The sequence below is a fragment of the Tessaracoccus pujii genome, assembly GCF_055326215.1.
In genome coordinates, this window is sequence record NZ_JBUZNP010000003.1 from 1 (window position 1) to 22,694 (window position 22,694).

The 22,694-nt window shown below is 70.7% G+C and carries 15 protein-coding genes; 10 read left to right on the forward strand and 5 right to left on the reverse strand.

All coding sequences use genetic code 11. The features are described 5' to 3' along the window. Positions 1 to 114: 114 nt before the first annotated feature. Positions 115 to 1,371, forward strand: a complete 1,257-nt coding sequence (locus ACZK5N_RS04220; protein ID WP_459017860.1) for an integrase catalytic domain-containing protein — start codon at positions 115 to 117, stop codon at positions 1,369 to 1,371. Between the two features lie 97 nt (positions 1,372 to 1,468). Here the strand turns inward: ACZK5N_RS04220 and ACZK5N_RS04225 are convergent, their stop codons facing one another. Continuing rightward, complete coding sequence (locus ACZK5N_RS04225; RefSeq protein ID WP_459019575.1) at positions 1,469 to 2,473, reverse strand: aldo/keto reductase family protein; 1,005 nt, start codon at positions 2,471 to 2,473, stop codon at positions 1,469 to 1,471. Positions 2,474 to 2,527: 54 nt separating this feature from the next. Between ACZK5N_RS04225 and ACZK5N_RS04230 the strand changes: the two genes are divergently transcribed. Genes ACZK5N_RS04230 through ACZK5N_RS04240 form a run of 3 tightly spaced genes read left to right on the forward strand, consistent with a single transcriptional unit; the run spans position 2,528 to position 5,746 of the window. Then, positions 2,528 to 3,112, forward strand: a complete 585-nt coding sequence (locus tag ACZK5N_RS04230) for a DUF1349 domain-containing protein (protein ID WP_459019574.1) — start codon at positions 2,528 to 2,530, stop codon at positions 3,110 to 3,112. A gap of 40 nt (positions 3,113 to 3,152) precedes the next feature. Further along, on the forward strand, positions 3,153 to 4,427 hold the full coding sequence (locus tag ACZK5N_RS04235; RefSeq protein WP_459019573.1) for a M16 family metallopeptidase: 1,275 nt from the start codon (positions 3,153 to 3,155) through the stop codon (positions 4,425 to 4,427). Continuing rightward, positions 4,424 to 5,746 carry a M16 family metallopeptidase gene (locus tag ACZK5N_RS04240; RefSeq protein WP_459019572.1) on the forward strand — a complete coding sequence of 441 codons (1,323 nt, stop codon included), beginning with the start codon at positions 4,424 to 4,426 and terminating at the stop codon, positions 5,744 to 5,746. The genes ACZK5N_RS04235 and ACZK5N_RS04240 overlap by 4 nt, the downstream gene beginning before the upstream one ends. Positions 5,747 to 5,752: 6 nt before the next feature. Here the strand turns inward: ACZK5N_RS04240 and ACZK5N_RS04245 are convergent, their stop codons facing one another. Genes ACZK5N_RS04245 through ACZK5N_RS04255 form a run of 3 tightly spaced genes read right to left on the reverse strand, consistent with a single transcriptional unit; the run spans position 5,753 to position 10,174 of the window. Then, on the reverse strand, positions 5,753 to 8,623 hold the full coding sequence (locus ACZK5N_RS04245) for a UPF0182 family membrane protein (protein ID WP_459019571.1): 2,871 nt from the start codon (positions 8,621 to 8,623) through the stop codon (positions 5,753 to 5,755). Then, positions 8,620 to 9,138, reverse strand: coding sequence for a PPA1309 family protein (locus ACZK5N_RS04250; RefSeq protein WP_459019570.1), 519 nt, complete (start codon positions 9,136 to 9,138; stop codon positions 8,620 to 8,622). The genes ACZK5N_RS04245 and ACZK5N_RS04250 overlap by 4 nt, the downstream gene beginning before the upstream one ends. Next, complete coding sequence (locus ACZK5N_RS04255) at positions 9,131 to 10,174, reverse strand: YlbL family protein (protein WP_459019569.1); 1,044 nt, start codon at positions 10,172 to 10,174, stop codon at positions 9,131 to 9,133. Before ACZK5N_RS04255 ends, ACZK5N_RS04250 begins: the two co-directional genes overlap by 8 nt. Positions 10,175 to 10,277: 103 nt before the next feature. Here ACZK5N_RS04255 and ACZK5N_RS04260 point away from each other — a divergent pair, with 103 nt between their 5' ends. From ACZK5N_RS04260 to ACZK5N_RS04270, 3 genes are all read left to right on the forward strand, one after another. Further along, positions 10,278 to 11,615 (forward strand): zinc-dependent metalloprotease, encoded by a 1,338-nt coding sequence (locus ACZK5N_RS04260; protein ID WP_459019568.1) that lies wholly within the window; start codon positions 10,278 to 10,280, stop codon positions 11,613 to 11,615. Positions 11,616 to 11,823: 208 nt separating this feature from the next. Then, positions 11,824 to 11,985 (forward strand): DUF5679 domain-containing protein, encoded by a 162-nt coding sequence (locus ACZK5N_RS04265; protein WP_176715192.1) that lies wholly within the window; start codon positions 11,824 to 11,826, stop codon positions 11,983 to 11,985. 166 nt (positions 11,986 to 12,151) lie between these two features. Next, positions 12,152 to 12,664 (forward strand): hypothetical protein, encoded by a 513-nt coding sequence (locus tag ACZK5N_RS04270; RefSeq protein WP_459019567.1) that lies wholly within the window; start codon positions 12,152 to 12,154, stop codon positions 12,662 to 12,664. Here ACZK5N_RS04270 and ACZK5N_RS04275 read toward each other — a convergent pair. After that, on the reverse strand, positions 12,655 to 14,679 hold the full coding sequence (locus ACZK5N_RS04275) for an ATP-dependent DNA helicase UvrD2 (protein ID WP_459019566.1): 2,025 nt from the start codon (positions 14,677 to 14,679) through the stop codon (positions 12,655 to 12,657). The two genes, ACZK5N_RS04270 and ACZK5N_RS04275, sit on opposite strands and share 10 nt — an antisense overlap. A gap of 91 nt (positions 14,680 to 14,770) precedes the next feature. Between ACZK5N_RS04275 and ACZK5N_RS04280 the strand changes: the two genes are divergently transcribed. From ACZK5N_RS04280 to recD, 3 genes are read left to right on the forward strand one after another with little or no spacing between them, the layout of a single operon-like run. Further along, complete coding sequence (locus tag ACZK5N_RS04280) at positions 14,771 to 17,803, forward strand: exodeoxyribonuclease V subunit gamma (protein WP_459019565.1); 3,033 nt, start codon at positions 14,771 to 14,773, stop codon at positions 17,801 to 17,803. Further along, the gene (locus ACZK5N_RS04285) at positions 17,800 to 20,976 is read left to right on the forward strand and encodes a UvrD-helicase domain-containing protein (protein ID WP_459019564.1); all 3,177 of its coding nucleotides are present in this window, start codon (positions 17,800 to 17,802) and stop codon (positions 20,974 to 20,976) included. Before ACZK5N_RS04280 ends, ACZK5N_RS04285 begins: the two co-directional genes overlap by 4 nt. Next, positions 20,969 to 22,693 carry an exodeoxyribonuclease V subunit alpha gene (recD, locus tag ACZK5N_RS04290; RefSeq protein ID WP_459019563.1) on the forward strand — a complete coding sequence of 575 codons (1,725 nt, stop codon included), beginning with the start codon at positions 20,969 to 20,971 and terminating at the stop codon, positions 22,691 to 22,693. Before ACZK5N_RS04285 ends, recD begins: the two co-directional genes overlap by 8 nt. Position 22,694 lies beyond the last annotated feature (1 nt).

Sequence of the window (22,694 nt, forward strand, 5' to 3'; positions counted from 1 at the left end):
GCGACGAGACTCACACATAGTCCCCGCGTACGTAGGGGCCGTGCCTCACACACTTTTCCCCGCGAACGTGGAGGCTGGCCACGATGGGGTGTGGAGGTTGAGGAGAAGCTGTCGATGGCAGCCCGGTTCGAAGTCACGAAGAAGTACGCCCAGGCCTACGCCGCGGCCCCGAGGAAGGGCAAGAGCGTGATCCTGGACCACGTGGTCGAGGTCACCGGCTGGAACCGTGATCACGCCCGTCAACAGCTGGTCGCCCGGCTGAAACAGGCCCCCGGTCGGGCGGTTGCCACCGTCGCAGTGATCGACCGCCGCAAGACCAAACCGCGGAAGTACTCCTACGATGCGATCAAGGTCCTTCAACTGGTCTGGGCCACTGCCGGGGGCAGCTGCGGCAAGTACCTCGCTGTTGCGATGACCGACTGGCTCGACGCAATGGAAACCGAAGGCTCCCTGGTCTCCGGCCAGGATCGGTACAGCGCTGAGGTCAGAGCCGAACTCGAGTCGATGTCGCCGGCCACGATCGACCGCTACCTGGCCCCTGCCCGAGCCACAGACCCACTCCGCGGGAAGTCCGCCACGAGGCAGGGAAGCCTGCTTCGCAACTCGATCCAGATCCGCAAAGCCGGTGACGAGGTCGAAGCCGAACCCGGGTTCTTCGAGGTCGACACCGTCGCCCACTGCGGCCCCACCCTGCAAGGAGAGTTCGCCCGCAGCGTCAACTTCACCGACATGCACACCGGCTGGACCTTCACCCACGCGATCCGCAACAACGCCCACATCCACATCCGGAGCGCGTTCGACCTGCTCATCGACCAGGTACCGTTCGCCGTGACCGGCATCGACAGCGACAACGGCTCTGAGTTCATCAACCACCAACTCATCGACTGGGCCGGCCAACGCGACGTGTTCTTCACCCGCTCAAGGCCCTACAAGAAGAACGACCAGGCCACCATCGAGTCGAAGAACAACCACCTCGTGCGCCGCTACGGCTTCTACCACCGCTACGACACCCCTACCGAGCTGACGCTGCTCAACCAGCTCTGGACCCTGGTCAACGACCGACTCAACTTCTTCACCCCGACCAAGAAACCCGTCGGCTGGTCCACCGACACCATCGGGCGACGCAAGAGGCTCTACGACCAGCCCCGCTCCCCGTATCAGCGGCTGCTGGCCGCCGGCGTCCTCAGCTCCGCCCAAGAAGCCGAACTCGCCGCCTACAAAGCCACCCTGCAACCCGCCGCGATCGCCCGCGCCATCACCGAGATCCAACACGAACTCACCCGACTCGCCGCCGGGAAAACACGGCGACTCCAAGACCAGATCACCTGGAAAGCACCCACCCCCGGTGTCCTCAAGACCCGAGCCAGCTAACCCGTTACACGGGGAAAACTATGTGAGGCACGGCCCCCCACTATCCGGGGACTTGACAGTGAGGCACCACGAATCGCGAGCGACGCGGGGGCGGAAGTCAGGCCGGCCGCGCCTCGGGGACGGACGTCTTGGCCGGGTCACGCTCGACGAGGTCACCCAGCACGTCGTCGATCCGCGTCATCAGCTCGTCGGGGATCTCCACCCCGCTTGCCTTGACGTTCTCGGCGATCTGCTCGGGGCGGGAGGCGCCGATGATGGCAGCCGCCACGTTGTCGTTCTGCAGCACCCACGCCACCGCCATCTGCGCCATGCTGAGGCCCAGCTCGTCGGCGATCGGCTTGAGGCCCTGCACCCGGGTGAGGACGTCGTCGCGCATCCAACGACTGATCATGCTCTGGCCGCCCTTGGTGTCGGTGGCCCGCGAACCCTCCGGCGCCGGCTGGCCGGGCAGGTACTTGCCGGTCAGCACGCCCTGCGCGATGGGCGACCACACGATCTGCGAGACGCCCACCTCCTGCGACGCGGGCACCACCTCGTCCTCGATGACCCGCCACAGCATCGAGTACTGCGGCTGGTTGGACACGAACGGGATCTTGAGTTCCTTGGCGAACCGGGCCGCCTCACGGATCTTGTCCGCCGGCCACTCGGACACACCGATGTAGAGCGCCTTGCCCTGGCGGACGACATCGGCGAAGGCCACCATCGTCTCCTCCAACGGCGTCTCCACGTCGTAGCGGTGAGCCTGGTAGAGATCCACGTAGTCCGTCTGCAGGCGTTCGAGGGAGCCGTTGATGCCCTCCATGATGTGCTTGCGGGACAGCCCCGTGTCGTTGGGCCCCTTCGGACCCACCGGCCAGTAGACCTTCGTGAAAATCTCCAGCGATTCGCGGCGCTCACCCTTCAACGCCTCGCCGAGCACCACCTCGGCCGCCGTGTTGGCATAGACGTCTGCGGTGTCGAACGACGTGATGCCGTGCTCCAGCGCGGCGCGCACGCAGGCCGTGGCGGTGTCCGCCTCCACCTGCGAGCCGTGGGTCAGCCAGTTGCCGTACGTCAGCTCGGTGATCTTCAGGCCCGAGTTACCCAGATAGCGATACTTCATGCAACAAAACCTACTCCGCTCCGGCGACGCCCGCGCGCCGCTACCGTGACGTCCATGGAGAAAACCGAGCTGGCCTGGGCTTCCGGGACCTGGACCACACCCCCCGCGGACTCGCGCGAGGACGGCACCGACCTGGTGGTGGCCGCGGTGCAGGGATCCGACGCCTGGCGGGTCACCTCCTACGGCTTCATCCACGACAACGAGCACGCCCTCGTCGCCCCCTTCCGGCAGGACACCGCCATGGAGGTCGTGTTCACCGCGGACTACGCGGAGCAGTTCGACCAGGCCGGCCTCTTCGTAATGGCCGCCGCGGACTGCTGGGTCAAGGCCGGCGTCGAGTTCGCCGACGGCCACCCACAGCTCGGCGCCGTCGTGACCAACCCGGTCTCGGACTGGTCGACCGCCCCGATGGACGCGTGGCACGACCGGCGGGTGAGGGTGCGCGTCTCCCGCTCGGGTGACGCCCTGACGGTACGCGCCGGCCTCGACGGCGAGGAACTGCTGCTGGTACGGGTGGCTCCCTTCCCGCGCGACGCCCGCGCGGCGGCCGGCCCGTTCACATGCGCGCCGACGAGGGCGGGGCTGGTCGTGCGCTTCCACGAATGGACCGTCGGCCCAGCCGACGGCGCCCTCCATTGAGCGCCTGGCCGGCCCGACGCCGTGGGCTAGCCTTGCGCGCATGACCGAGGCCGCCCTGCAGTACGAGCTCACCCAAGCCCGCCTCGACAACGGCCTTCAGGTCGTCGTCGCACCGGATCCCGGAGCTCCCGGGGTCGCGGTGAACCTGTGGGTGGAGGTGGGCTCGGCGGATGAGAGCCCCGGCAAGACCGGATTCGCGCACCTCTTCGAGCACCTCATGTTCCAGGGATCGGCCAACGTGGCCAGCGGCGAGCACATGTCCACCGTCGAGTCCCTGGGCGGCACGGTCAACGCCACCACCTCCACGGACCGCACCAACTACTTCGAGACGGTTCCACGAGGCGCCCTGGACCTTGCGCTGTGGCTGGAGGCGGACCGGTTCGCGTCCCTCGCCATCACGCCGGCCAATTTCGAGGCCCAGCGGCAGGTGGTCAAGGAGGAGAAGCGGCAGCGCTACGACAACCAGCCCTACGGCGACCTCCTGGAGCTGCTGACCGCACAGCACTTCCCGGCCGAGCATCCGTACGGGCACCTCACCATCGGGTCCATGGCGGACCTCGACGCCGCCTCCCTGGCGGACGTGGCCGAGTTCTTCGACGCCTGGTACCGGCCGGCCAACGTGCGCCTGGTGCTGTGTGGCCCCCTCACCGCCGCCGAAGGGATCGAGCTGGCGGAGAAGCACTTCGGCCGCCTGCCCAGCAGGGCCGCCGCCCGACGGGCCGACGTCACCGACCCGTCTCGGGGAGAACCCTCGACGGTGGAGGTCACGCGCCACGTGCCCCACTCCCTGGCCTACCTCTCCTGGGCCACCCCACCGGCGGCGCACGTCGACCAGCCCGCCATCGACCTCGCGCTGTCGGTGCTCGCCGAGGGACACACGTCCCGCCTGCACCGCGCCCTCGTCCGGCACGGCGACGTGGCCCACGAGGTGCACAGCGCGTCCCTGACGCACCGCTCCGCGCCGTCCATCGCGGCGCTGCTCGGCCGCCCCGCCGAGGGCGTGAGCCTGGGCCAGCTGTCCCGTGCCATCAACGACGAGGTGGCCAGGTTCGCCGCCGAGGGCCCCACTGACGAGGAGCTCGCCCGCGCCGTCGCCCAGTACGAGCGGGACTGGCTCTGGGACCTGGCCACCACCGGCGGACGCGCGGACGCGATCAACGAGGCCTGGCTCATCCACGGCTCACCCGAGGACGTCAACACCCATCTCGCCGACGTCGTGGCGCTCACCGGCGCCGACATCGCGGCCGCGGCCGGGCGCTGGCTCGCGCCCCCGTCGGCCCACCATCTCCACTACGCCGCGGAGGCCTCCCGATGAACCGCCCAGACGTCACCCTCGGCCTGCCCTGGCAGTTCCCCACCCCCACCATCACCACCTTGGACTCGGGGATGACCGTGTGGCACTTCCACCTGCCGGGGCAGCACATCGCCACCTTCGAGGTGGTCCTGCCCGCCCCCCTGACCGCCGAGCCGCGGAACCTGGAGGGGGTCGCGACGGTGGCGCTCCACGCCATCGACGAGGGCACCCGCACGCACCCGGACGGTGCCATCGGGGAGCTCCTGGAGGACCAGGGCGCCACCCTGCACGGCACGGCCCGCCAGCGCTACACCACCCTGGGCGGCCAGGCACCCTCGCGCAGGCTCGCCCGGGTGCTGCCGTTGTTCACGGAGGTGCTCAGCGAGCCCGCCTTCGCGGAGCGCGACGTGGCCCACCACGTGGAGGCACAGGTGGCCGACTACGAGTCGAAACTCGCCTCACCGTCGTCCGCGGCCCGGCTGGCGCTGCGGCGCGAGCTGTTCGGCCCGGAGCATCGAGACGGCCGGCCGGCCGCCGGAACCCCGACGACCCTCACGGCCATCACCCCCGAGCACGCCCGGCTGTGGCACGCCGCGCACTTCTCGCCAGCAGGCGCCACCCTCATCATCGCCGGAGACTTCACCTCGGCCGAAGCCATCACGGCGCTGGGGTCCTGGGCCGCCGCCGGTGGCCAGCAGGTCCCCGTCGCGCCCGCGCCCTCACAGGCGCCACGCATCGTCGTGGTGGACCAGCCGGACGCCGTGCAGGCCACGGTGGTCATGGGTCGCCGGAGCGTCACCCGGCAGGATCCCCGCTGGGCGCCGCTGCGCCTGGCCGGCCACGCGCTGGTGGGCGCATTCGCCAGCCGGCTCAACCTTGAGCTGCGGGAGCGCCTCGGCTACACCTACGGCATCGGGGGCGGCTTCTCCCCCGGCACGGACGAGGGACTCTTCACCGTGGGGGGAAGCGTCCGCACGGAGGTCGCGGCGGACTCCGTCGCCCGCCTCCTCGACGGTCTGGCCGTGCGTGAACCGTTCAGCGCCGAGGAGATCGACGACGCCCGGCGCTACCTGATCGGTGTGGCCCCGCTCGCCAACGAGACGTCCGCCGACATCGTGGACCAGGCCTCAGCTCTGGCCGCCGCGGGCCTGCGGCCCGGCTATCTCAACGACCACTACGCCGACCTGGCGGTCGTGACCGCCGAGGAGTCGACGGCGGCCTTCCGCGCGGAGGTGACACCCTCGGGCACCACAGTCGCGATCGCGGGGGACGCGGACGCCCTGGTGCCGGCTCTGGCGGCCATCGGCCTGGACGCCGAGATCGTGGATCTGCGCGGCTGAGGCCGATCAGCCCAGCGCGTCGGCGGCCTCCTCGATCTTCGCCTCGGCGGCCCTCATCTTCGCCTGGAAGACCGCCAGGTCGCCGTCGCGCAACGCCTGGTCCGCCGAGGCGAACAACGCCTGCGCCTCGTTGAGGAAGTTGCGCGCCCGCACCTGTGCGTCCTCCGGCGACGACGGCTCGCCCGGGTCGATCGCCGGCTCGTCGACCGGCTGCTCGCCGGTATCGGCGCCCGCGTCGCCCTGGAACACCTGGTCCAGCGCCGACTGCAGCGTCTCGCCGATGCCGATCTGCTCACCGAATCGCACCACGATGAAGCGCAGCGCCGGGTAGGCGCCCGTGGTCCCCGTGGTCTGCGTGAAGATGGGCTGCACGTACAGCAGCCCGCCACCCAACGGCAGCGTCAGCAGGTTGCCGTAGATGGCCGCCGCCGACGCGCCCTGCCTGTTGAACGGCAGCAGCTTGTCCGCGACCAGTGGATTGGTCGCGATGAAGTTGTACGTCTGGCCGGGGCCGGCGATCTGTTCGGCATCCGAGAGCTTCAGCACCCTCATGCGCCCGTAGTCCTCCGTGGTGGCATCCGCGTTGACGGACATGTACACGCTGAGGTTCTCGCGGTCCTTCGGCACGAACACGGTGGTGTTGGCGAAGTGGGGAGCCTCGTCGTTCGGCCACCGGATGGTGAGGAAGTACGGCGGCTCCTTCAGCCCCTGCTGGCCGGCGCGCACCGGGTCGTTGGGGACCTGCCAGATGTCCGTCTGGCGGTACCAGGTGTTGGCGCTGGTGGTGTGGTACCGGCCGAGGATCTCCCGCTGCGCCTTGAACAGGTCCTGCGGGTAGCGCAGGTGCTCCAGCAGCTCCTGGGAGATCTGGTCCTTCGGTGTGATGACCCCCGGATACACCTTCTCCCACGTCTTGAGGATGGGGTCTTCCTCGTCCCACTCGTAGAGCGTGACGGTGCCGTCGTAGGCGTCGACAGTGGCCTTGACCGAGTTGCGGACGTAGTTGACCTGCTGGCCCATGAGCAGCCGGTCGGCCGAGGTGCGCGAATCGGAGATGGACTGCGTCCAGTCGCTGCGCATCGAGTTGGGGAAGTTGTCGGTGGTGGTGTAGGCGTCGATGATCCACACGATGCGGCCGTCGACGACGCTGGGGAACGGATCCGAATCCACCGTCAGCCACGGCGCCGCCTCCTGCACGCGCTGAACCGGAATCCGGTCGTGCAGGATCCGCGACTCGTCGTTGACCCGGTCCGAGAGCATCAGGTTGATGTCGCCGAAGCGGATGGCGAAGGCCGTGCGCACCAGCGGGTTCCCGATCGGCACGCCGCCGTCCCCCGTGTAGGTATACAGGGATTCGGTGCGTCCCTCGCCGCCCGACGGGGTGTCCAGCTCGACGGGATCCAGACCCTCCGGCGCACCGACGACGACGTAGTAGTTGGTGGCCTCGCCGAAGTAGATGCGGGGCTCGTGCTCCGGCAGCGTGCCGACGGTGGGGATGCCCCCGGAGAAGAACACGGGCTCGCCGTTGGCCTTGCGCTGGTTACCGTAGGCCGCCACCATGCCGTAGCCGTGGGTGTAGACGGTGCGGCGGTTGTTCCACGTGTCACCGGACTCGACCGAATTGAGGTCCAGCTCACGCACCGCCACCACGGAGTCAGTGGCCTTGCCCCCGATGACGTAGCGGTCGATGTCCAGGGTGTCGGGGAACGTGTAGTAGCCGCGCACCTGCTGGAGCTGCTCGAAGGCCGCCGGAACGACGGTGGGGTCGATCAGCCTGATGGCCGGGAGCGCCTCCGCATCCTGCCGCAGCTGCCCCGCGCCGGCCAGCGTGGTGGCCTCGTAGTCCTCGATCTCCACGTCCTCGATGCCGTACGCGAAGCGCGTGGCGTCGATGTTGTTGGCGATGTAGGGACGTTCCTTCTCCGCCTCGTCGGGAGTCACCTCGAAGCTCTGCACGATCCACGGGTAGAGCATGGACAGGAGCAGCGAGGACACCACCAGCAGCGCGATGCCCGCGCCCGGGATGCTCCAACGCAGCAGCCAGGCGTTGACGAAGGCGAGAACGGCCACGATCACGCAGATCATGGCGATGATCGCGGCCACGGGCACCCGGGTGGTGAAATCCGTGTAGCCGAGGCCCGTGAAATTCTTGTTGGCCACGAGGCTGAGGCCGAACCTGTCCAGCACGGCGTTGGCCGCGATGAGCAGCATGATGATGCCGAGCATGATGGACAGGTGGCGCTGCGCCCCCACACCGGCGGCCGAGTTGCCGCGGCCGCGCATGGCAGAGGAGTTCAACGCACCCGTCATGAAGTGCACGGCACCCGCGGCGAACGCTCCGGCGATCAGCGCGAAGAGCAGATAGCCGACGACGAACCTCAGCCACGGCTGAGTGAACACGTAGTAGCCCGCGTCCAGCCCGAAGTACGGGTCGTCCCACCCGAAATCGGTGGCGTGCCACCAGGCCAGGAACGTGTCCGTCATCCCCGACGCCGTCATGCCGCCCAGGATGCCCAGCACCACGGCGGGCACGGCCATCAACATCTTCGATCTGCGGTCCAGAGCGTCGCGCAGCTGGATCAGGAACTCCGAGTCCAGGTTGGCCCGGCGCACCTTCGGGCGCAGCCGGTAGGCGATCACCTGGCTGAAGAACACGACGGCGGCCAGGAGCAGGCCGAACACGACGAGCAGGCCGACGCGTGCGGCCAACTGCGTCGTGAACACCGTCTGGAAGTTGAAGCTGCGGAACCACAGGTAGTCCGTGACCACCCGGGCCGAGATGACGCCCGCCAGCGCCAGCGCGCCGACGATCAGGATGGTCCACAGGAGGGGGCCGCGGCCCGCGGGGGCATCGGGATCCAAGGGATGAGCGGTCACGCTTGTTCACTCCTGAACGTGTCGACGAGGGCCTCCGTGAGCCCGGGGACGAGGTCCTCCGCGCCGAGGAGGTCCTCTGGATTGGTCACGAGGCGGGCGAGCCCGTGGCGGGTCCCGTCGCGCAGGACGCCCACCACGATCCGCACATCGGTCTTCTCCGGATGGGCGGCCACGAACGCTGCGGCCTCCTCCGCATCATCGGGCAGTTCGCCCTCATGCTCCGGGGCGAGGAAGGCGCGTTCCATCGCCAGCGCGCAGCCCTCGACGGTGTCCGGCCAGAAGATACTCGACAGGCGCTTGACCACGTTGTCCGTGGCCTGGAAGTCCTCCTGCTCGATGGCCGTCAGCGCATCGTCAGAGCCCTCGGGGACCCGCCCCCGCAGCTGGGGCTCCACCTCCAGCAGCGTCTGGGTGGTGACGAGGGCGAACAGCCGCGCCGGCTGGTCCCACCCCGAGGTGGATACATGGCGTTCCACATCCATGAGGCAGGCGATGAGCTTGGACGAGTCAGCCACAGGTGGGCACCTCCGCGGTGTTTCCTTCGTTGATGAGTTGGAGCGCCGCGATGGCGTCCTTGAGCGTGCTCACGGTCACCAGCAGCACGTCGGTGTCCAGGTTGCCCACATCCGCGCAGTTCCCCTCGGGCACGAGGAAGACGGTGCCGCCGTCCCGCTCCGCACCCTTGATCTTCTCGCGCACGGCGCCGATCTTCGTCACACGGCCGTTCGGATCGATCTCGCCGGTGCCCGCCACCACGGCGTCGTTGATCAGGTGGCCCTCGGTGATGCGCTCGTAAAGGCCCAGGGCGAACACCAAGCCTGCGCTCGGGCCGGTGACGGACTGGTCCACGCCGAACTGGATCTGCGGCGAGTACCGGTAGCCCGTGTCCAGGCTGACGCCGACGACGGCGCGGCGGGAGTCCGTGGGGCTGGCACTGGCGGTGACGCTGACGGTGACCTCCTGCCCGTCGCGCAGCACCGTGAAGACGATGACGTCGCCCACCGCGTGCGTCCCGACCTGAGCGATCACGTCCTCGCGGGTCTTCATGGCGATGTCGTCGACGGCCGTGAGCAGGTCACCTGGCTCGAGCCGGTCCGCGCTGGGTCCGGAGAGCACAACGCTCTCAACGCGCGGCAGCTCCGTCACGGCGACGCCGGCGGCGCGGAGCGCGGCCACCGTCGCGTTGATCCTGGACTTGTCCATCATGGCCACGGCTTCGTTGCGCACCTGGTCCGTGGTCTTGCCCGGAGGGTAGATGACCTCGCGCGGCATGGCGTCGGAGTCGTTGGAGAGGTAGACGAACACGGCCTCGGGCAGGCTCAGGGAGGAGTCCGCCCGGGTGGTGGACACCGTCGTCATGAGCAGGCTGCCGTCCGTCTCGAACGTCGGAAGCCCGGACACCTCGATGACGGGGACGTCCTCCGCGGAGCCGAGGACGTCGATGGTCTGGCCGGGCCGCCAGGCGACATAAGGCACGGGCAGCACCACCAGCAGCGCCGCCAGGGCCACGAACAGGAGCGAGGACACGATCGCCACAGCGTTGCGCGACACCGACACTCCCTCCTGCAGCTACCAGATCACCCTAGCAAGGGGCGGCAAGCCGTCGCGCGGCGCTTGCTCCATGCGGAAGAATGGACCAGGAGGAGGTCACTTGATGTCCAACCCTGACCCGTTCGGATCCTTCGACTTCGAGCAGTTGCGCAAGATGCTCGAACAGATGGGTTTCGGCGACGCCGACCAGCTCAACCTCGACGAGTTGCTCGCCCACGTCCAGCGTCTTCAACAATCCGGCGGCGGCGCCATGTTCGGGCTGACCAACGCGGACCGGGACCCGGACGCCGCGTGGCGCACCACACTGACGGCCGCCAGGCAGCTGGCCTCGCCGGCGGGGTCGGACCCCGAGCTGCGTCCTGAGGAGAAGACCCTCATCGCGGACACCGAGCGCCTCGCCCAGGCGTGGCTGACACCGCAGACGTCCTTCCCCGAGACGGGCCGCCCGGCCCGCGGCCTCACCCGCGGCGCCTGGCTGGACGAGACGGGCCCCGGCTGGCGCGCTGTGATCGAACCCATCATCGACGGACTCGCCGAGGCACTCAAGCGCGGCACCGTCGACGACGCCGGCAAGGAGATGGAGCCCATGGGGGCCTTCCTCGCGCCCATGATGAAGCAGTCGGCGTCCCTGATCTACCGCGACAGGCTCAAGCGCGAGTTGGCGAAGGTGGCAGGCGACATCCTCACCGGCACCGAGATCGGGTTCAACCTGCTCGGCTCACCGGACGTGGTGCTCATCCCCGCCAACGTGGCCGCTTTCACGGCAGACCTCGACGCCAGCGAGCGTGACGTGACGCTGTTCCTCCTGCTCCGTGAGGCCGCGCGGCAACGCCTGTTCCACCACGTCGGATGGCTGTCTCCGCAGCTGAGCGCGCTACTGGCGCACTTCGCCCGCGAGATCAGCATCGACTTCGACTCCATCGCGAGCCAGTTCCAGCCCGAGAACCTGCAGAACCTCTCCATCGAAGATGTCGTCGCGGTCGGCGAATCCGTGCGCGGGTCGTTCTTCCAGCCGGCCAGCACCCCCACCCAGGTGGAGATCCTGCACCGGCTCGAAGTGCTGCTGGCGCTGGTGGAGGGCTGGGTGGACCACGTCGTGGCCAGGGCGGCGGGCCCCTGGATGCCCAACGCCGCACAGTTGGAGGAGGTCATGCACCGCCGCCGCGCCTCCAACACGCCCGTCACGGGAGTGTTCGCCGAGCTGCTGGGGCTGGACCTGCGGCCCAGGCTGGTGCGGGACGCCAAGAACCTCTGGGCCGCCGTGGAGCACCACCGCGGGCTCGAGGGTCGCGACGCCGTCTGGGACCACCCGGACATGCTTCCCACCGCAGCCCACCTCGCCGACCCCTTGTCCTTCGCCACGGGGGTGGCGCCCGTGGAGCCCGTCGAGGATGCCATGGACAGGGAACTGCGCAGGCTGCTCGAGGGCCCCGGGGCCTGATCCCTTCCAGCGGTTCTTGACGCGGCAGCGCCCGGAGCGCTTAACTGGGGCGCGTGAGTCCCGGTGGCTCGTTACGCAGGGGAAGGCGGATCGAGCGGCCGGGACTCCACGCGTTCAGCCGGAGTGTCTCGTTGTGAGTGCACCGGGCTGCGCCTAGAGTGAAACCGCGGCTGCCGATTTGGGCAGCCACCCCAACAAGGAGGAAAACATGGCTACGGAGATCTGGGAAGGCTCCTTCTACTGCGTCAAGTGCAAGGAGAAGCGCGACGCCAAGGGCGAGGTCGTCGTTAATGCCAAGGGCACCAAGATGGCCAAGGGCAAGTGCCCCGAGTGCGGCACGAACCTCAACCGCATCCTCGGCAAGGCCTGAGCAAGGTCACCACTGGCCCCCATGCGGGCTTCCAATGGGGCGGTCGCCATCGGCACCGCCCCATTGTGTTGTCCACTCCCGGGACGATGTTGTCCGCTTCACCCCAGGTGTCGTCGTGACCCGGCCCGGACTGGCTGAGGATCGTCTCGACCATGAGGCTGGTGACGTGTCCGATCCCCTCGTTTCGGTGGTGGGTGCGCCGCAAGCCATCCACCCCCTCTCCGTCGCCCTGCGCCGCGCGCACCTGCGGCCCGTTCCGGTCGCCCCTGAGGATGCCCTGCGGAACCCTGGGGTGACGCTCGACGCGCGGCTCATCGTCTTCGCCTCCCCACCGGGCGCCCAGCTGCCGCTCGAGGCGGAAGCGTACGCGGCCGGAACCGGTGCGCTGCACGTGGCGTGGGACGCCGCCGCGGCCGCGGTGGGCCCCTTCGTGTCGCCCGGGCTCGGTCCCTGCCCCGCCTGCCTCGCCCACCGGAGTGGGCCTCAGGCGCCCGGCGCCCACCGGGCACTGGTCAGCTGGGCGAGTTCTTGGGCGGCCCTCCAGGCGCACGCCATCGTCCGCGGGAGCACGGACCTGGTGGCGTTGAGCTGGGCCTGGCAGCTCGGCCGGCCCGGGCTCAGTCTCGTGGGCTGGCAGCGGCTGCCGGACTGCCGGGCGGCGGGATGCGCTCAGCCCTGATGCCCCCGGATGACCTCCAGGGCCCCTCCGCCGTAACGCTCCGCCTTCACCTTCCCGATCCCCGGCAGCCGCAGCAGCTCCCCCTCGGAGGAGGGCGCGGCCTCGGCGATGGCCTGCAGCGTGGCGTCGGTGAACACCACGAAGGCGGGCACGGACGCCTCCTCGGCGGTCAGCTTGCGCCACGCGCGGAGCGCCTCGAACAGGCCTTCGTCGTAGTTGACCTCGCATCCCTCGTGCCGGCTGAGCTTCCGCTCCGCCGGGGTGTGCAGCTGGGATCCACAGACTCTGCAGGTGCGGGAACGTACCGAGGTGGTCCTCTGCTTCGGCGCCCTGCTGACCGTGGCGGGTCCGGAGACCTGGTCCGCGATGAACCGGGAGCGCGTGGCGCTCCCCCGGCCGGCCGCCCAGCTCACGCGCAGCTCCTTCTTGGCTCGGGTGAAGCCGACGTAGAGCAGCCGACGCTCCTCGGACAGCGCCGGCTCCTCCTGGCTGAGGACGAAGGGGATCATGCCCTCGCGCACCCCGACGATGGCCACCCCATCCCACTCCAGGCCCTTGGCGCCGTGAAGAGTGGTCAGCGTCACCGCATCCGCCACGGGAGCCGACTGCCACGAGGCGCGCTCCCGCAACCATTCCGTGGCGCGCTCAGCGGGCCATGTGTCATGCTTGGCGGCCTCCTCGGCCACCATGGTTCGCAGCGCCGTGAGGGATTCCCAGCGTTCCCGCTGCCGACCCTGACCCGACGGCGCCTCCGTCCGCCATCCGAGGCCGGTCAGCACCGCCTCCATGGTGTCCACCGCTGGGGAGTCCGCCGCCCGCTCGGTGTGGCGGCCGAACTCCAGCATGGCCTGACGGACCTCGGCCCTGTCGTAGAACTTCTCAGTGCCCCGCACGGAGTACGGGATGCCCCGCTCGCTGAGGGCGGCTTCAAGTGAGGGTGACTGGGCGTTGATCCGGTACAGGACCGCCAACTCGGACCACCGGGACCCGCGGGCGTGCACGTCCCGCAACCAGTCCGCGACGGCCGAGGCCTCCGCCGCCTCGTCCGGGTAGCCGGCGAAAGTCGGCCTGGGACCGGAGGCCTTCGTGGGCGTGAGGGCTCCCGGCCCCCCGGCCCGGACCCGGAGCACCTTGTTCGCCGACGACAGCACCTCCGGCGTCGAGCGGTAGTTGCGGAACAGGCGCACCGTCTCTGCGCCGTCGACAGCGGTGGCGAAGCCGCGAAGATACGAGGCGTCCGCTCCGGCGAAGGAGTGGATGGCCTGGTTGGGATCCCCCACCACGCACACGTCCTGGCGGCCGTCCACCCAGAGGGTGATGAGGCGGTGCTGCAGCGCCGAGACGTCCTGATACTCGTCGACAACGAAGTGCCGGTACGTCTGCCGGATGGTTGTCGCGATCTCCGGATGCTCGGTGAGCAGCACCGCGTTGCACATCAGGATGTCGTTGAAGTCCACGCTGCCCTCGCCGGTCTTCTGCTTCTCGTAGATCGTCATCACCGCCGAGACCTGCGCCGCCGAGGCCCCGGCCACCGAGCGGGCTCCCGCCACCTCCGGGTAGCGGCTGGCCGAGACATTGCTGGTCTTGGCCCAGGAGATCTCGCTGTCCAGGTCCCGCACCAGCGCCGATTCGGACTTCCCGAGCACCTGATGGGCGGCGCGCGCGACCAGGCCGTAGGTGTTCTCCGCGACCCGGGGGAACTCCACACCGTAGGCGTGCGGCCAGAAGAACTGGCACTGCCGCAGCGCCGCGGAGTGGATCGTCCGGGCCTGCGCGCCACGTACCCCGAGGGCGGAGAGGCGGGCCCGCATCTCCCCCGCGGCGCGTGTGGTGAAGGTGACCGCCAGGGTGGCACCGGGCTGGTACCGGCCCTGGCTGACGGCGTACGCGATGCGGTGCGTGATGGCACGGGTCTTGCCCGTGCCGGCCCCCGCGAGCACGACCACGGGCGACTCGAGGAGCGTGGCGACGCGGCGCTGCTCGGGGTCCAGGGCATCCAGGATGGGGTCACTCACCCGCCCATTGTGGACGCCGCCGCCGACAGTTCCTACTCGCACGGCCGGCCCCGACGAAGTGTCGGTGCCCGCCAGTATGGTTGCTGGCGACGTGGAGAGGAGTCTGGGGCTCATGGCGCTGACGCTGGTTCGGGGTACCCGATGGGGCCCTCTGGTGGACCATGCGGCCGCGCACCTGCAGGCGCTGGGCCTCGGCCCGTTCGACCGGGCAAGGGTGGTGGTGGCGTCCCGGGAGACGGGCCGGCTCGCCGGGCAGGGCGTGGCCGCCCGCCTCGGGATCTCCGCCGGGATCGCGTACGTGACGCCGGCCGCTCTCCTGCGCGAGCTGGCCGAGCGGGCGGGCGTCGCGCAGGATCGGGCGCGGTGGCTCGGTTCACCGCTGGATCTCGCGGTCTGGGGCGCCTTGGACGAGGTGGCCCAGGACCATCCGCTCCTCGCGGCCGCATTGGAGGCGGACGCCGGGCGCCCAGGGCGCCGCCGCGCCACCGCCATCAGGCTCGCCCGGCTCCTGCGCGGCTACGTCGACGTGGCACCGGAGGTGATCGGCGCCTGGATGGAGGGAGCCGGCGACGGCGCGGACGGGCACCCCCTCCCCGAGGCCACCGCGTGGCAGCCGCCCCTGTTGCGGGCCGCCACCGCCAGCCTGGAGGTGGATCCGCTGCACATCCTCGCGGCCATCACCGAGGCCGCCGCCACGGACCCCACCCCCACAGTGGTCCTCGCCGTGGACCACGTCACCGTCCCGCAGGCCGGGGTCTTCGACGCCCTGGCTGCCGGCGTCGGCGTCACCGCGCTGCAGATCTCGGGCTCCCCAGGCGCTGTCTGGGCTCAGGCCCTCGCCACGCGGATCGTGGACCTGCCGGGCGCCACGGACCCGGCGCCCGAGGTGGAGATCCACGAGTCCCACGGCGAGGCCCGGCAGGTGGAGGTGCTGCGCGACGAACTCACCCGCGCCTTCGCGAAGGACCCCACCCTCGAGCCGCGCCACGTGGCGATCGTCTGTCCGCAGCCGGAACGCTACGCGGACCTCCTGGATGCCGCGTTCGCCCCAGGGGATCCCACCACGCATCCCGGGCGGACGCTCCGTGTGCAGCGGGTCGAGTCAGCCCCCTCGGTGGGTCTGGTGGAGCTCCTCGTGGAGCTCCTGCGGCTGGGCGAGTCCCGCGCCACCGCCAGCGCCGTCGTCGAGCTCCTGCTCCGGCCTGCCATCGCGCATCGCTGGCGGCTCACGGATCGCGCCGCCGTCACGGAGCTGGTCAGCGGCGCAGGCATCCGGTGGGGCATGGACCTCACGCACCGGGCGGCGTTCGGCCTGCCGGAGGTGGGGCAGAACACCTGGCTGCGGGGCCTTGACCGGCTGCTCGTCGGCCTCGCCGTCGCCCCCGGCCACGAGGCCGGCGTCGGCCTGTCGGGCGCCGATGCCGTCTCTGCCTCGGACATGGACACCGTCGGCGCACTGTGCGAGATCGTCTCCAGGCTGCGCAGGCTCGTCGCGGTCACTGATTCCCCGGCCACCATCGCCTCGTGGGTGGGCCGCTGCCGCGAGGCGATGGAGACCCTTGTGGGACTTCCGCGCACCGAGGATTGGCAGCTCACCGTGACGGCGCGGACGCTCGCCCGGCTCGCCTCGGACCACCGCACCGACGAGACCCTCCTCACCCGCCACGAGTTCGCCCTCATGCTGGAGGAGGCCGCCTCCACGCGGCGCACCCGGGCCGCCGCAGGCAACGGCTCACTCATGGTGGTGGGGCTCGGTGAACTCATGCACGTGGAGTTCCGCCTGGTCGCGCTGCTGGGCGTCACCGACGACGTGGTGCCCGGGCGCGTGGGGCTGCCGCCGGACAGCATCGCCCTCGGAGACCTGGCACCGGACCCGCGAGCCCGCCGGCTCGAGCAGCTCCTCACCCACGCCCGCTCCGCCGAGCGGGTGCTCATCGTGCGCCAGCGGCGCTCGCAGCGCACCAACGACGAGATGCCCGTCCCCGTGGCTCTGAGCTGGCTGCTGGATCAGCTCGGCGGGAGCCACCGGGCCGTGACCCACCCGCCCATCGCATCCTCCGAGTCCAACTTCGAGGGCACGGCGCCCAGCTTCGACGCCCCAGCCCTCGCCGGCGTCCTGGCGCGGCGACGCCGAAGCTCTCTCCTCGGACGCCACGCCAGGCGTCGGCTCGCTGCGCGCACCCTCCCCGTCGCATCGATCCCGGGGCCGGTGACGCTCGCGCAGCTGTCGAGGTTCCTGGCGGATCCGGCCAAGAGCTTCCTGCAGTCGGCCGCCGGCATCACCCAGTACCAGGACGCCCAGCTCACAGACGAGATCGATCTGGAGACCAAGGGACTGAGCCGGTGGGCCATCATCGACGACCTCCTGGAGTCGTGGAAGGCCGGCACGGACGGGCGGGCGGCCGAGGAGGCCTTCCGGCAGCGTGAACAGCACCCGCCGCTGGCCATCGGCCGCCTGGGTTTCGCCCAGGCCCGCGCAGACGCCGAGGAGCTCTGGCGCGCCGCCGAACCGGACTGGAACGCGGAGCTGGCAAGCCATCAGGTGCACCTCCGCCTCTGCCTCGACGGCCTGGGTGAGGTGGCTCTGGTGGATGAGATCCGCACCCGCGGCGGGGTGGCGGTGGCGCTCACCGCGAGTTCGGGCGAGGACAAGCTCATCGGTCCGTGGCTGGAGTCCCTGGCGTTGGCAGCCTCCGGTGGCGGGCCGGCCGTCTCCCGCGTCCACCGGCTGATCCGGCCCGGCTACAACGGGACCGTCGTGCCGGAGTCCCGCACGCTGGCCACGGAGGACGTGGCACAGGCCCGGGCCGTGCTGGAGCTCGTCGTCCGCGCGTACGTGCTGGGGCAGAGGCGGCTCCTACCCGTGCCGGCGGCCGCGGCGATCGCCTACGCGCAGGACGAACTGCACGGGGGGGCGGACCGCGCAGCATGGACCGGAAGCTTCCGGAGCTACCACCCCAAGTGGAGCTGGCCCGGTCGGGCGTGGCAGCTGTTCTACGATTCGGACGTCGCGGAACTGTTCACCGACGCGCCGCTGCCCGAGGACCCGGGCCCGCCGCGCGGGTCGGCCTTCGAACAGTGGGCGCTCGCGCTCTACACCCCGATGCTCGGAGGTTTCCGATGACCGCACCGTCGCCCTTCGATCTCGCCGGCCCCCTCCCCACGGGCAGCACCCTGCTGGAGGCCAGCGCCGGCACCGGGAAGACCTACACCATCGCGGCGCTCACAGCGAGATACATCGCCGAGGAGGGCCTGGACGTCAGCCGGTTGCTTCTGGTCACGTTCGGCCGCCACGCCGCCAGCGAGCTGCGGGCGCGCATCTTCGGGCGGCTCACCCAGACCATCGCGGCCCTCGACGCCGTCCTGGCGGGCCACGCGCTGCCGGATCCGCACGACGAGGTCTCCGCGCTCCTGGCCGGGACGGACGCGGCCGTGCACCGGGACCGGCTCGCGGAGGCCGTCGCCCGGTTCAACGAGGCCACCGTCCTCACCACCCACTCCTTCTGCCAGGCGATGCTCTCCGAGCTGGGCATCCTCGGTGACTGGGATCCGTCCGAGGCTGTGGGGCCGGACCCGGCGGAGCTCATGACCCAGTGCACCACGGACGCCTACCTGCAGCGCTACCTCACCGACAGCTCCCCCGCCGTGACGCCCAAGGAGGCGCTGCAGATCGGCAGAGCCGCCTGCGAGACCACCCTTCCCCTGGCGCCCTCGGCCGGGCCACACGTCGAGTTCGCGACGCGGGTGCGCCAGATCTACAGCCACCGCAAGACCGTCCAGGGCCTGTGCACCTACAACGACATCGTCGGCCGGCTCCGCGCGCTCCTCGAGAGCCCCGGCACCGGGCCCGCGGTCGCGGACGCCCTGCACCGTCGCTTCGCGGTGGTGCTGGTCGACGAGTTCCAGGACACGGATCCGGACCAGTGGGCCATCCTGGACCGGGCCTTCGTCTCCGGTGGCACACCCACCGTGCTCATCGGGGATCCCAAGCAGTCCATCTACGCCTTCCGCGGCGCAGACCTCCAGAGCTACCTTGCAGCGAAGGGGGCCGCCACGGTGCACACCCTCACCTGTAACCGGCGGTCGGACCGGCCACTGGTGGACGGGGTCGTCGAGCTGTTCGGCGCCGCACCACTGGGCGACGCCTCGGTCACGGTGCTGCCGGTGGGCTCCCAGCACGGTTCCCGGATGAGCGGCCTGGCGGGGCAGGCGAGGCTCTGGATCCGCGAAGGCAAGGCCGGCCGGCTGGACGGCCGTTCACCCGCCGCCGCCATCGACGAGGACCTCGTGCTCACCATCAGCAGGCTCCTCGAGCTGGCGCGTCTCCCGGACGGTGCCGGGGGAACCCGCGCGGTGGAGCTGTCGGACATCGCGGTGCTGGTTCGTCGGGGCGCGCGGGCACATCAGCTGCGCACCGTCCTGGAGGCCGCCGGCTATCCGGCGGTCCTCACCGGAAGCCAGTCCGTGTGGGAGCAGCCGGCCGCCGCGGAGTGGGCCACCCTCCTGCGCGCCATGGCGGAGCCGACGCAGGCCACCATCCGCCTGGCGGCCCTCACCTCCCTCATCGGCTCGGACCTGGCGGACATGCTCACGGACGGCAGCGTCGAGCCCGCCCGGGTGAGCGTGCTGGTCCGCGCGCTGGCCCGCCGCTTCGCTGACAGCGGGGTGGCCGGGGTGTTCACCGCGCTCCGCACCAGCGAGCATCTCGACGCCAGGGTCCTGGGAGAGCGGGACGGCGAGCGGCACCTGGCGGATCTCGCCCACATCGCAGAGCTGCTGGACGGGAGCGGCGAGTCGACGCTCAGCGCCCTCATCGCGCTGTGCGAACGGCCGCTTCTGCCGGAGGAGGGCGGTGACGCCATCCGGGTGGCCGGCGATGAGCAGGCCATCCGCGTCATGACCATCCACGCCGCCAAGGGGCTGGAGTTTCCGCTTGTGCTCCTCCCGGAGACAGAGGGCGTCCAGGCTTCGCGAAAGAAGCCGTTCAGCATCGTTACCGGCGGGCGTCGCCATCTCTACGTCGGCCCCGCGCCGGACTGGCGCGACGAGCTGGCGCAGGATCTCGACGCCCAGAACCTGGCCGAGGAGCTCCGGCTGCTCTACGTGGGCCTGACCCGGGCACGGCACCTGAGCGTCGCCTGGCACGTCGCCCCCGAGCGCGCGCCCTCCGTCGCGAAGCGGCCCATGGCACTGCTGCTGGATCGGCTGGACCGCCGCTCGAACGGTGCGACGGCGGCGCCCGTGCTGTGGGTGCACCGCTCACCCATCTCGGACAGGCAGGAGCTCCAACGCCCCGTGATCGCGCGCGAGGAGCCGGCCCTGCGGCTGGCGACCCTGAGTCGTTCCATCGACACCACGTGGCGCCGGACCTCCTATTCCGGTCTCACCCAGAGCCTCCACGAGCAGGCGCCGGCTCACCTGCTGTCGGACGAGGCCGCGGAGGTCGACGTCGCCCCTCCGGCAGCGTCGGACCCGGCGCTGGACGCCCCCTCACCGATGACCGCGCTCCCGGCCGGACCCGCATTCGGCACGCTGGTACACGAGGCCCTCGAGCTCCTGGACTGGACACCCGGGAGGTTGGCGCCTCATGCGCAGGAGGTGATGGACGAGCTGGCTCCGCAGCACGGCCTCGACCCGGAGCGTGGAGCCGTCCTGGCGTCGGCACTGGTGGCGGTCTGCACCACGCCGCTGCTCCCCCTCACCGCCAACGCCCTTACCGACATCCCCCTGGCGCGCCGCCTTCCCGAGCTGGATTTCGATCTGCCCCTGGCGGACCGCGGGGCGGCCGTCACGCTGGCCCAACTCGCCGCGCTCATGGCCGCGCACCTGCCCGCGTCGGACCCGCTCGCCGAGTACCCGGCGCGGCTGGCGGCCTCGGAGGCGGCCGACGCCGTGCTCAACGGCTTCCTGACCGGGTCCATCGACGCCGTGCTGCAGCTCGATGACGGGCGCTTCCTGGTGGTGGACTACAAGACCAACCGTCTCGCACCGGCCGGTGAGACGGGGGTCACCGTCGGGCACTACATCGTGCCGGCCATGGCGGAGGCCATGATGCAGGCGCACTATCCCCTGCAGGCCATGCTCTACTGCGTGGCCCTCCACCGGTACCTCTCCACCCGGCTTCCGGGATACTCGGCGTCCGCGCACCTGGGCGGCGTGGGCTACCTCTTCGTGCGCGGGATGGCCGGGCCGGACACCCCCGTGGTGGCCGGCACGGCGTGCGGCGTGATGGCCTGGCACCCACCGGCGCCCCTCGTCGAGGCCGTTTCAGACCTGCTGGAAGGCCACCATGCCTGAGATCCCGATCGCCGCCACGGGGGTGCTGCGTCACTTCTGCGAGGCGGGAATGCTGCGCCCCATCGACTTTCACGTCGCCCGCCGGCTGGGCTCGCTCGCCGGTGAGGCGGACCCGGAGGTTCAGCTCGCCTTCGCCATCGCCGCGCGTGAGCTGCGGCTGGGCTCCGTGTGCGTGGACCTCCACACCGCCGCGAAGGATCTGCTCCCCGAGACGGACCTCGACGACGGACTCGACGACGAGGCATGGGCCGCCCTGGACTGGCCGGAGCCGGAGGGGTGGCTGCAACGCATCGCGCTATCGCCTGCCGTGGCCGGGCCCGAGGACCCCGGTAAGCCCTTCAGGTTGGAGGGCACACTGCTCTACCTTGATCGCTACTGGCGTCAGGAGCGAGGTCTGGCCGTGCACCTCCGCCGCCGCAGCGCCCTGATGCCCGCACCCGGGCCGGCGGCCCCGCCGCCCTCGCCGGTGGACACCGCCGACACCCACCAGGAGGCTGCCGTGGCCGCCGCCCTGAGCCATTCCACCACCGTCATCACCGGTGGCCCCGGCACCGGCAAGACCACCATCGTGGCCCGGATCCTCACGGCCCTCGCCCCGGCGGGGCCGAGGATCGCCCTGGCCGCCCCCACCGGGAAGGCCGCCGCCCGGCTGCAGTCGGCTGTGGCCGGCAGGATCCCTCCCGGGTCGGAGCTGTGGGGCGGTACGCTCCACAAGCTCCTCGGGGCCCGGCCGCGTACCAGCAGGCTGGAGCATGGGCCGGCCAACCCCCTCCCGTTCGACGTCGTGGTGGTCGACGAAACCTCCATGGTGTCCTTGGAGATGATGGGGGCGCTCATGGCGGCGCTGGATCCCACCACCAGGCTCATCCTGCTGGGTGACCCACACCAGCTCCGGTCGGTGGAGGCGGGCGCGGTGCTCGCCGACATCGAACAGGCGGCGGATCTCGTCACCGCACCAGGAGGCCGGCTGGTGCGGCTGCTCACCAACTTCCGCTCCAACCAGGAGATCAACCTGCTGGCCCAGGCCATCCTCGCCGGGGATGCGGAGACGGCCAGGGGCCTGCTGGAGGCATCATCCGTGCTGCACCTGGTGAACTTCGACGGCACGCCGGACCCGGCCTCGTTGCCCAGCCTGCGCGATGATGTGCTGCCGGCGGCCCGGGCCGTGGTGGATCACGCCCTGTCCGGTGACGGGCAGGGCGCCGGGCTGGCGATGAACGCCCACCGGATTCTCTGCGGGCACCGCGAGGGCCCGTTCGGCGCCGGCCATTGGGCCCGGACCGTACGGGCCTGGCTGTCCAGTCAGATCGACGGATACGGCTTCGAGTCCCGGCCCTACGCGGGCCAGCCCCTCCTCATCCAGCGCAACACGGATCTCTACAACAACGGTGACACCGCGGTCGTTGTGCGGCGTCCCGGCGACGGTGAGCTCATGGCGGTCGTGGACCTGCCCAACCGCCCGCTGTGGGTGTCGCCGTGGCTGCTGGACGACGCCGCGGATCTGCACGCCATGACCATCCACAAGTCCCAGGGCAGCCAGTTCGGGGCAGTGTCCGTGGTGCTGCCCCCGGCCGGATCAGCGCTGCTGACCCGGGAGTTGCTCTACACGGCGGTGACGCGCGCCCAGGACACGGTCCGGATCTACGGCACGTGGGACACGCTGGCAGAGGCCATCTCCACCCCGGTGCGCCGGGCGAGCGGGCTCGGCCGGCGCTGAC